Source organism: Streptomyces sp. NPDC048291 (assembly GCF_043201715.1).
Taxonomy (GTDB): Bacteria; Actinomycetota; Actinomycetes; order Streptomycetales; family Streptomycetaceae; genus Streptomyces.
Map to the genome: position 1 here is coordinate 730,145 of NZ_JBICZC010000002.1, position 10,213 is coordinate 740,357.

At 66.7% G+C, this 10,213-nt stretch carries 12 protein-coding genes; 1 reads left to right on the forward strand and 11 read right to left on the reverse strand.

Going from position 1 to position 10,213, the window contains the following annotated elements; all coding sequences use genetic code 11:
• Positions 1-135: 135 nt before the first annotated feature.
• Positions 136-1,128 carry a hypothetical protein gene (locus tag ACGF5O_RS07605; protein WP_393808948.1) on the reverse strand — a complete coding sequence of 331 codons (993 nt, stop codon included), beginning with the start codon at positions 1,126-1,128 and terminating at the stop codon, positions 136-138.
• Positions 1,129-1,609: 481 nt separating this feature from the next.
• Between ACGF5O_RS07605 and ACGF5O_RS07610 the strand changes: the two genes are divergently transcribed.
• Positions 1,610-2,161 carry a hypothetical protein gene (locus tag ACGF5O_RS07610; RefSeq protein ID WP_393808949.1) on the forward strand — a complete coding sequence of 184 codons (552 nt, stop codon included), beginning with the start codon at positions 1,610-1,612 and terminating at the stop codon, positions 2,159-2,161.
• Here the strand turns inward: ACGF5O_RS07610 and ACGF5O_RS07615 are convergent.
• The 10 genes from ACGF5O_RS07615 to ACGF5O_RS07660 form a co-directional block, all read right to left on the reverse strand.
• Positions 2,144-2,671: a hypothetical protein gene (locus tag ACGF5O_RS07615; protein WP_393808950.1), complete on the reverse strand. Its 528-nt coding sequence runs from the start codon at positions 2,669-2,671 to the stop codon at positions 2,144-2,146. The two genes, ACGF5O_RS07610 and ACGF5O_RS07615, sit on opposite strands and share 18 nt — an antisense overlap.
• A 65-nt stretch (positions 2,672-2,736) precedes the next feature.
• Positions 2,737-4,098 carry a WXG100 family type VII secretion target gene (locus ACGF5O_RS07620; RefSeq protein WP_393808951.1) on the reverse strand — a complete coding sequence of 454 codons (1,362 nt, stop codon included), beginning with the start codon at positions 4,096-4,098 and terminating at the stop codon, positions 2,737-2,739.
• Between the two features lie 26 nt (positions 4,099-4,124).
• Entirely contained in the window at positions 4,125-4,364 is a 240-nt protein-coding gene (locus ACGF5O_RS07625) for a hypothetical protein (protein ID WP_393808952.1), read from the reverse strand.
• A gap of 59 nt (positions 4,365-4,423) precedes the next feature.
• Positions 4,424-5,056 carry a hypothetical protein gene (locus ACGF5O_RS07630; protein ID WP_393808953.1) on the reverse strand — a complete coding sequence of 211 codons (633 nt, stop codon included), beginning with the start codon at positions 5,054-5,056 and terminating at the stop codon, positions 4,424-4,426.
• 243 nt (positions 5,057-5,299) lie between these two features.
• Entirely contained in the window at positions 5,300-5,905 is a 606-nt protein-coding gene (locus ACGF5O_RS07635) for a hypothetical protein (protein ID WP_393808954.1), read from the reverse strand.
• A 23-nt stretch (positions 5,906-5,928) separates the two neighbouring features.
• A complete protein-coding gene (locus tag ACGF5O_RS07640) occupies positions 5,929-6,582 on the reverse strand; it encodes a hypothetical protein (protein WP_393808993.1) in 654 nt (217 codons plus the stop codon).
• Between the two features lie 11 nt (positions 6,583-6,593).
• Complete coding sequence (locus ACGF5O_RS07645; RefSeq protein ID WP_393808955.1) at positions 6,594-7,253, reverse strand: hypothetical protein; 660 nt, start codon at positions 7,251-7,253, stop codon at positions 6,594-6,596.
• Between the two features lie 69 nt (positions 7,254-7,322).
• A complete protein-coding gene (locus ACGF5O_RS07650; RefSeq protein ID WP_393808956.1) occupies positions 7,323-7,778 on the reverse strand; it encodes a hypothetical protein in 456 nt (151 codons plus the stop codon).
• A gap of 330 nt (positions 7,779-8,108) precedes the next feature.
• The gene (locus ACGF5O_RS07655; protein ID WP_393808957.1) at positions 8,109-9,146 is read right to left on the reverse strand and encodes a hypothetical protein; all 1,038 of its coding nucleotides are present in this window, start codon (positions 9,144-9,146) and stop codon (positions 8,109-8,111) included.
• Positions 9,134-9,796: a hypothetical protein gene (locus tag ACGF5O_RS07660; protein ID WP_393808958.1), complete on the reverse strand. Its 663-nt coding sequence runs from the start codon at positions 9,794-9,796 to the stop codon at positions 9,134-9,136. The genes ACGF5O_RS07655 and ACGF5O_RS07660 overlap by 13 nt, the downstream gene beginning before the upstream one ends.
• Between the last annotated feature and the right edge of the window lie 417 nt (positions 9,797-10,213).

The window sequence follows — 10,213 nt, forward strand, 5'->3', positions numbered from 1 at the left end:
CTCGGTCTGCTACGAGTGACTAGGCCACGAAGGTAGGGAGGCGTCGTTTCCGCCCTGTGGCTGTGGGTGACCGGAAGGGAACGTTGCTCTCACCCCGGGGGGAGGGCGGGTGAGAGGTCGGCGCCGGGCGCCGGGTCAGGCGGTGGGGTACGGCGGCTGCTGGGGCTGCTGGTGGTAGGGGCCGGGGGCGTAGGGGCCGGGGGGCTGCTGGGGCGGGGCGTACGGCCCGGTGGGCTGCTGGGGTTGGGCGTAGGGGCCCGGGGTGTAGGGGGCGGGGGGCTGCTGACCGTAACCGGGTGCGGCGGGGGGCTGGCCGCCGTAGGGGCCGCCGTAACCGCTCTGGCTGCCTTGGCCGCCGTACGGGCCGTAGGGGCCGGACTGCTGCGGAGGCTGGTACTGGGGCTGGTACTGAGGGTGCTGCATCGGGCCTTGCTGCATCGGGCCTTGCTGCATGGGGCCCTGCTGCATAGGGCCTTGTTGCATAGGGCCTTGTTGCATGGGGCCTTGTTGCATGGGGCCTTGTTGCATGGGGATGGGCGTGCCGGGCGGCAGGTACCGCACCCGCCCTCCCTCGCCCGTCACCGGCACGAACCCGGCGGCCTGGAGCCGCTGCGCGAACTTGGCGTTGCGCCCGCGGGTGACGAAGAACCCGAGCCCCATGACCGCCATGAGGAGAACCCATACGACACCGGAGACGACGAAGGCACCCGCACTCCCGCCGGCGCGCGCCGCGGCCAGCACCAGCCCGAGGGTGATGCCACCGGCCCCGAGCAGCAACCGCTTCTCGGCGTTCTTCCCGGTGAGGTCGAACTGGATCCGGGCCTTGAGGAGTTCGACGGCGTCGGGCACGAGCGGGGGCAGCGACACCCCGTCCCCGGCATTCGGGTACTGCGCCCAGTTCTGCGCGGCGCGCGCCCGCCCCTGGGGACTGTGATCCGGCACGATCAGGAGCTTGAGGACGTTGTTGCGGGAGCCGGTGTGGCGGGCGTCGGCGTACTCGTACCCGAACTGCTGGGCGAAGAAGGCGAGCCGGGCGAGCTTCTTCACGGAGGACCAGGCGTTGGTGAGCTCGACGGGCTCGCCGCCGGCCATCAACTGGAACATCTTCCGTACCTGCCGTGCGCTCACAGCATCCACTCCCCGTTGGTTGAGCCACTCGTTTAACTTCCGCAACCGGGCAAGTTTTCCACGGGACATGCCATGACGACACGGCTGCCGAGCGGATTGACCCCAGCTTGACCCGCGGTCGTCGGCGGCCAAGCAGTACTCACACCGTCGCCCCCTCGCACCCGCACACAGCCTCGACCCTCCGGGTGATCCGGCGGGAGAACCTGAACCACGACGAGACGGCGTGGTCCCCGGCCATCAGCCTGCCGCCGGACACCTCCCCCAAGATCCGCGAGGAACACGCCACCTGGACACCCTCCACCGAGCCGAACGCACCCGCCACCGCGACACGGTCCCGGAGGACGGCCCGTGGGTCCCGGTGCGGACGGTGATGCAGGCCCTGGCGGGGGTGAATGGTGAGGGGAACGTGCGGCTGGTGGCGTGGTTCGACGAGTGACCGCTCGATATCCTCTACCGGACCCGCTCAGGAATGGGAGAGCTCATGCCCGACGCTTCGAGGACCGAGGGCTCCACAGCACAGCGCCCTCAGCGCTCTCCGCTGGGCAACATCCTGTTCGGGGCAGGAGTGGTCGTCGTCCTGGCCACGATGGCACTTGGCGCCTTCGCAGGTGTCGCATTCATGGAAAAGCTGGCGGACCTCTCACCGCTTTCTGCCATGGTGCCTGACCACGGACACACCGCTCTGGTCGTCGGCGGTATCGCCGCGGGCGGTGTCATCGGCTTGACGCTCCCGACAATCTTGTTCGGCATGGTGCGGGGCAATGAACAGGAGCCGCCAGTCGGCCCGGGCTCCGCCTTGCTGAAAATGCTCGCTCTACTAGTGTTCGGCGTCTACCTCGTGGTCGGGTCGATCGTCGTGTCCCAGGTGGGATGGATCCTTCCGCAGGGTGTCACCACCCTGGTGGCCGTCTTCGCCATCGGATTCAGTTGGATGCCGCTGGCCATGGTCCCGTGGGAAAAGCTGGGATTGGGAGGCGTCGTCGGAGACCGCTTCGGGTCGCGTCTCCGGTCGAACTCACACGAGGCGGACTGAATTCGCCAATTCGTCCGCGATACGGCCCAGTTCCTCACCCAGTCCCAGCGTCGTCCACAGGAGTCGGCATTCCAGCAGCGTGCGGTGGTCCCGGGGCAGCACGTAATGAGCTACGCCCTCCAGGATCCCGCTGGTGTCGGTATCGGGTGCCATGGGCTCGAAACGGTGGACTCGGAGTGCCGGCCCCAGAGGGAGTTCAACCTCGATGAGCGCAGGCCTCCCGAAGAAGGGCCCCTCCGAGACAGCCGCTTCGGCCCGGAGCACGTCCATGTGCAATGCCTCCGGTGGGGCCTTCAGCTCCCGAACGGTGTAGCTGGCCAGAACAGCGCCGTTCGGCGGAGCCAGCAGTGCCGCGCACACAGCCCGTTGCCGTACGGCGGTGCCCCAGTACCACAGGAGGTCTTCGGCGAACGCGTGACACGATTCCGCCTTGGAGCCGCCGTCGATGTGCTGCTTCGAGGCTTCTTGCGCCCATGTCTCCGGGTCTTCGCGGCCCAGATCGAGGACCACCCAGTTCTCCGAAGGGTTCAATGCGACCCGGCACTCCCGCCAGGTCCCAGCCGTCTCCACAAGGCTCACTTTCCTGTCAGCGCGGCGTCGGGCCCCGTCACATCGATGTCCGGGTCTTCGCCCCACAGCCCGATGAAGCTGTTGGTGTCGGACGTCGCTCCGATGCCTGTGGCCCCGAGAGCCCAGGCGTTGTAGGACAGGGCCTTCTTGAAGGCGTCGGGCGCGCCGATGAAGCCGAGGTCCGAAGCGGACACGTTCCGCATGCGGCCGAGTTCGTCCACCATGCCCGGTCCCACGTACATGCTGGCCAGACCACGCATCCCGGCCGTGTTGTAGGCGTTGCGGGCCGCGGTCAGGTTGTCGCCGACCTTGAACAGGTCTCGCCAGTTGCTTCGCACGGCACCCAAATCGTCCGCGAAGGAGCCTTTCAGGCCCTTGAACGCGGCGGCGAACGACACCTCGGGGAGCGCGGCGGCGGGGACCGCACCGGCGCGCTGCCCGACCATCTCGATGACGAGAGCCCGTCTGGCAGCGGTACCCAGCGTCGGGTTCCAGGCGCGAACGTACTGTGTGGCTGCCGTCCACACACGGCTGCGTCCGACCGTGGCCGCGAGCTTCGAGCCCGCCGAGAAGACGCGGCCCACGCCGAAGGTCGCGAGCCCGAGGACATCCATGGCCACATCGCTCCAGGAGCCATCCCCGTTGATGGCGAGCAGGAGGTGACAGGCGAGAGAGACCACGGTCATCACCAGCGCGACAGTGCCCAGGACGCCGGCGATCGCCTGCCCGATGACCGGAATCCAGCCGACGAGCAGGGACACCACCCCGCAGACCGCCGCGATGGCTCCGGCGGCATTGGCGACCCAGGTCAAGGTGTCCCGTAGGTTGTCCAACCACGAGTCGTTGAGCCCGTCACCATGCGTCGTGTCGTGCACGCGCTTGGCCGCCTTGTTCCCAGCGTTCTCATGCCGGGTCTTCACCGCCGCCAGCTTGTCCCGGAGACCATCGAGTCCGCCCTGGAGATCGGTCACCTTCTTGTCGAGTTTGCCCTGACCGTCTTTGTCTGTGCCGGTGGGCGGGTTGTCGGCCTTGGCGCGGGCAGCGGAGAGGTCGTCGTGCTGTTGTTCCGCCTGGGTGAGGAGTCGGTCCGCGTCGCCCTGGACGGCCTCCAGATCGGTGTAGTACTCCTTGAGCGCCGCTCCGGCGTCGGCGTAGCGGTCGTGCGCCTTGTTCACCGTTTGCGCGGTGTCGTTCGCCTTGTCCGCGAAGGCGCGTCCCGCGTCGGAGTCCCAGCTGTCCAGATTGCCGAGCCGACGCAGAGCCGCGACGGTGTCGGAGATGGTCTTCGCCGTGGCCTCGAACCGTCGGGAGAGTGCCTCCATCTCGTGCGCGTCGCCCGGTACGGGATCCCCGCTTTCGCCCAGCACTTCCCATCTGTGGTCCGCTGGACGGCTCACTTGTTCTGCCCTTTGCCCACCAGCGCGTTGTACAGCGCCGTGTCCAACTCCGTGTAGGCCTTGCCCGCTTCGTGGGCCAGTTCACCGAGTCCTTGGATCTCCTCGACCATCTTCTTGCGGTTGTCGTCCCAGCCGTCGGAGAAGTCCTGCAACCGCTCGTAGAGGAGCTTGTGTCCGACCGTGCGGCGGTCGTAGGAATCCATGAGTTTGTCGAGTCCCTCGAACTCCGTTGCCACCGACCGCAAGCCTGCCCCCGCCGTGTGCAGGTCGTCCGTCGAAACCCTGAGCTTCCCGGTCACGCCTGTACCCCCGTCATCTCGTCGCCTGCGTGACGCCAGCGCAAGGTCGCGGCCACCGCGTCGAACAGCTCCACCATGGCGTCCGCGATCGGCTCCAACGGCGTACTGAACGTCAGCATCAGCACGTGGTCGCGGTCCAGGACCGGCACGAAGTACTCCACGATCGTGTCCTGGAACTCGGACCCGAGCCGACGCGACTCCTTGGTCCGCTCCCGCCGCAGCAGCCGCGCCGCCCGCCCCGCGGCGGGCAAGGTCACCGGTTCGACCTCGCCGGAGCCGCTCAGGGCCGCCACCGCATCAAGGCTGTCGAACCTCTGGTCGAGGAGTGACACCAGCAGCGACGCCGAGAGTGGGATACCGCCCGCTTCCAGGAACGACAGATACAGCGCCACGCCGCCTCGCTCGGCCCCCGCCTCGGCCGCACCACGGAGCTGGTCTTCCGCCTTCCGGCGCAGCACGGGCTGATCGTCCACCCCGGCGAACTGCCGCCGGATCAGGGCACTGATCGAGGCCTCACGCCGATCCGACGGCTGCAGCGGAATGCGGTACCAGTCCTCGGGCGTGATGAGCCCGAAGGCGGGTGTCTGACGAACCGCCTGTTCGCCGGAAATGTCTGTTCGCTCAGGCACGACACCCAATGTCTCTCATCGGTTGACGGACTGGATCTCCTGCACGATGACATCCAGGACGCCCAGAACACCACCTTGCGGTCGCTGTCCGCGAGGGCCGACCATGGACGTGCCTCGCAAGAACTGCTCGGCGGCATCCGCGCATCGCCTCCTGCCGAGCACGGCCGGCGACGGTCCACGGCGGGGAGAACGTGCGGCTGGTGGTGTGGTTCGACGAGTAACCGCGTGCACCGACGGCTTCCGCTAAGGCTGACACGCCTTGTCACCCCTGTTCGAGACGATGTCGGAGGTCTGCCAGACGCCGTCGCCGTTCTTGGTAAGCACGGTGTGGTAGAGCACGTAGGACTCCGAAGTGGTCGGGGTCCTGTCTGCCTTTCCGGTCGCCCTGTTCTTGATGAACGACTTGCTCTCGTCGGAGCAATAGGTGACGTATGCCGTCCCGACCCCGGACATGGTCACCTTTCGGTCGAAGTACCGGGTCTCCCCGATCCAGGTGTCCTTCTTCTTCAGGTATCCGTTGATGAAGGTGATCGACGCGTTCAGGGCCTTGCCGGTGTTGTAGAAACCAAGCGCCTTCGTGCTCGTGCTTCCCGTGAGGATCGCCTCGTCCACGGAATTCACGCTCAGCGCGCTGTCCGCGAGAACCGCGTCCTTCGTCGCGTCTCCGGTCTTCGTGTCCTCGAAGACGTTCTTGGCGGTACTGGGAAACGTGATCTCAGGGCGTCCGGCGGCAGTTGAATGCGAGGCAGACGGCGTTGCCGACACCGACCGCGTCGCGTGCGGGCTCTGGCGGCTCGCCTTCGCATCTCCTTCGCTGCCACCGCATCCCGCGAGCAGCAGTACGGCCACCACACCGACGCCGGCTGCCCGCACTACGGCCGGCACTGAGCCGCCCCCCTGCTGGAAATGATCTGCGATGTCTGCCAGACGCCGTCGGAGTTCTTGTCGAGCCTGGTGTTGTAGGTGACGTAGCTGTCCTTGGTAACGGGCGTTCTGTTGACCTTGTTGGTCTTCTTGTCCTTGCTGAAGCCCTTGCTCTCGTCGCCGCAGTACGTGAGGACGGCCGACGTCTTGCTCTCGAGCGTCACCTTGCGGTCGTAGTACCGGACCACGCCGGTGATCGTGACGTCGGCCTTCTTGAACTCGGCGACCCAGGACACCGATGCCTCAAGGGCTTTGCCCGTGGTGTAGTAGCCCATCGCCTCGCCCTTGGGATCCGTCCCGGCGATGGCGGCGTCGACGGCCCGCGTCATCTCCGCGCCGTCCGCGAGCACCGCGTCCTTGACCGCATCCCCGGTCTTGCCGCCCTCGAAGGTCAACGTCACATCCGACGGCAACGTGATCTTCGGGCGGCCGTCGGACGAGGCCGAGGCAGACGCACTCGGCGAGGGCGAGGGCGAGGGCGAAGCAGACGCCCCGGTCGTCGTGGGCGCGGACGAGGCCTTGTCCGCGGCCTTCGCTCCGTCGTCGCTGCTCCCACCGCATCCGGCGAGAAGGGAGACCGCCATCAGCCCGACGGCGGCCATCGCGAGCCGGGTCAAGGCTGGCACTTGGTGCTCCCCCGCTGTGACGAAAGCTTCTCGGTCACCCAGACTCCCTTGTCGTTCTTGTGTAGTTGCGTGCTGTAGAGGACGTAGCTGTTCTTGGTGACAGCAGTCCTGTCCACCTTCTTGGTTTCCAGATAGAGGTCGTAGGCCTTGCCCTGGTCCTCGCAGTAGACCAACGACGCCTTGTCCGGGGCGCTGACGTTCACCACCGGCTCGTAATAGCGGTAGTGACCGGTCGTCCGTGCTTTCGCCGTCACATAGGCCTGGACGTACCGCTGGATCTGAGCGGCGGCTTCGCCCTCGAAATAGAACCGATAGGCCTTGTCCAACGGATCCTGGTTCGCGATGGCGAGGTCGACCGCTTTGATGTTCTGCTCGCTGTCCGCCAGTACGGCGTCCTTGGCCGTGTCCTGAGTGCTGGGCCAGTCGAAGGTGTAGGTGAGGTCCGAGGGCAACGTGATCGCCGGGCGACCCGACACGGTCGCCGACGTCCCTGGCGAGGCCGAGGTCCGCGTCGCCGGCACCTTGTTCGCCGTGTCGTCCGGACTCGGTCCACCGTCGTCCCCCGCGCCCCCGCCGCATCCCGAGACGAGGAGCGCGACGGTCAGGCCGGCTGCGGCTGCCGTGGGCAGGTGGGAACGGGGGTTCACGAAGGACTCCTGGTAGGGCGGCTGGGATTGGTACACGAGGTACCAAGAACCGGCGACGCGGCTCATCGGCTATCCGACGCACGCCTTGTCGCCGCGGTGCGAGGTCAGAGCGGTGGTCTGCCACACGCCCGAGTCGTTCTTCTCGACGCGCGTGTTGTACTCCACGTACGGGCTCTGGTCCGTGGGTGTCCGGTCGACCTTGCCGGTCTTGCGGTTCTTGTTGAAGCCCTTGCTCTCGTCGGAGCAGTAGAGGACCGTCGCCGTGGACTTTCCGGAGGCCAGGGTGACCTTGGGGGCGTAATAGCGGGTGGTGCCCGTGAAGGAGAGGTCGGCGTCCAGATACGCCTGGATCCAGGCGACGGCACCGCTCAACGCCTTGTCCCGGTAGTAGAAGGCCAGGCCGGGCGCGCTCGTGTCACCGCGCAGGATGGCGTCGTTCGTCGAGTCGATGCGTGCGGCGACGTCGGCGAGTACGGCGTCCTTTGCCGCATCGCCCGTCTTCCAGCCGACGTACTCGTCCGTCACGTCCGACGGCAGTGTGACCTGGGGACGGCCCGTCCCTGCCGACGCGCTCGGCGATGCGGACGCGCTGCCCATTCCCGTACCGGCCCCCGCGTTGTCGTCACCCGCGGAGGAACCACCACTGCCGCCACAACCTCCGACGAGCAGCGCGACCGCGGCTCCCGTGAGTGTGCATGCGGAGAGATGGGGCCGGCGGCTCACGGTGAAACTCCTGATGGGGGGATGTGGGCGGGATGGAGACGAGGGGGCGCGGCTCGCGAACAGGCGAACCTGGGCAGGCCCCCTCGGGTACATGGCCAAGTCTCGGCCGGAAGGCTCCGGCCGGCTCATCGCTCACCTGTTGACGGACTGGATCTCCTGCACGATGACATCCTGGGTGGCCCCGAAGGTGCCGTCGTCCAGGGGCCCGCCCGTCGCTCCCGTGCCCTTCCAGCTGATGTTCCAGGTGATCGTGGCCTTGAGCGGGTACGAGCCCGTGCCCGAGGACCGCAGGTACTTCACCCCACAGGGTGGCGTCTCGCCGGCCTTCCCCTTGGCGTAGGCCTCACCGATGCTGCCGTTCCTGAACTCGCAGACGCCCGAGGCGGGATACGTCACCGCGTCCGAGGTACCCGGGTCGATCTTGAGGGAGTGCGGCGTGGCGGTGGTCGTGGCGCTGATGCCCAGCGCGGGCACGGACGCGGTGACGGAGACCGGCTTGAACTCGGCGGCGTCCAGCCACGCCCAGGTGGGAAGGTTGACCTTCGTCTTGTCGGCCGGGGCCAGGGTCACCTTCGTACCGGGGACACGGATCTGGTTGTAGGCGAGCTGGGAGAGGATCTCCGGGGTGACCGCCTGGGGTATGTCCGCCGGCGGCTTGTCACCGGTGTCCACCCAGAAAATGGGCTTCGTGCAGTCAAGCGCGCCGGGGTCCCCCTCACGCCCGGGGGTGACGTACGAGTCCCACCAGTAGCCCTTGCCGGCCTTGTCCTTGTTGAAGTCCGTGTACGGCTTCCCGTTGACATAGCGGTCGCGCTGCGTGGCGTCCCACTCGTAGCCCGTCGAGTCGGCGGCCCAGATCGGGGTGAGGTAGGCCTCGAGTGCGTCGGGTGAGTACTTGGGCGCGTAGTAACAGGCCGGCGGGGTCCAGGTCGAGGTCGGCGTCACCGCGCCGGTCGATGCCCCGGAGCCGTTCTTGGAGAGGTCGTAGACGACGCCCGCTGTCGCCGAGATGTCGCCCTTTCCATCACTATTGCCGGAAGTGTTCGTATTGGGGTCACTGTTCGTACTGCCACCGTGTCCGTAGCCCGCGAACGCCTGATTGGGGCAGACCAACAGAGCCACTGCGGCAAGTATGACAATTGCCGAATTCCGGAATTTCATGGCTGGCATACGGAGCTCCCCCGCTGCGACGTCAGCTTCTCGGTGATCCAGACACCCTGCTTGTTGAGCTGAAGCAAGCTGTTGTAAAGAACGTAGTCGTCCTTCGAGGCCTTGGTGACCTCTGCCTTCCCAGTCTTCAGGCTCTTGTTGAAGGCCTTGGTCTGGTCCTCACAGTAGACAAGACCTGCGGTCCCGTCGTCGTTGATCTGAACCTTGGCATCAAAGTAGCGCTTGACTCCCGTGATCCGGTCCTTGTAGTCCACAAACTCCTGGATGAACTTCTGACTACCGGCGGCCGCCAAACCCTCGGAGTAGAAGCGGTAGGCCTTGTCGAGCGGGGCCTGCTTGGCGATCGCCATATCCACAGCCTTGATGAACTGCTCGGTGTCACCGAGGACAGCGTCCTTCTTCTCGTTGCCCGTCTTCGCCCACTCGAATGAGTACGTCAGGTCCGACGGCAACGTGATGTTCGGGCGCCCCGCGGTATCAGCCGCTGAAGCAGAAACACTGGGCGAAGCCGAAGTCTCTGTGTCCGCCCCCGCGATCTTCCCGTTCGCGTCGGACTTGTCTCCGCCGCCTCCGCCGCAACCGGCAAGCAGCAGTGCGGCCGTCACACCGGCGGTGGCTGTCGTGAGCAGGCGGCGGGAACGGCGGGTCACGGTGGGCTCCTGGTGGGACGGTTGGGGTCTGCGAAGCAGCGAATACGGTATCGAGGTCCATCCGGAACGCACCAGAGCGATTTGCTGCGACCCGGCCGAACGAAACACGCACGACAGACCATAGCCGGGCAACTCACCGACCCCACCTCAGCTTTGGTGCCGTCCCGTGACATCACCGCGACCCTCGGTTGGCCTCCGCAAAGGCTGTTGGCCGGATCGGGCGCCCGGTTGGCCGGATGCCCCACGCGTTCCGCCGGAGCACACATCCAACCCCGGATCACGGCGCCGCCTTCACTTCAAACAGACCGGACCTGTAACTTCACGTGTGCACAGGTTTGTTGACGGGGCGTACGCGACGGGGGTTGCGGGATCATGGCGGGGTACCGACCGGCGGACTGGCAGCCACTCGATCTCGAC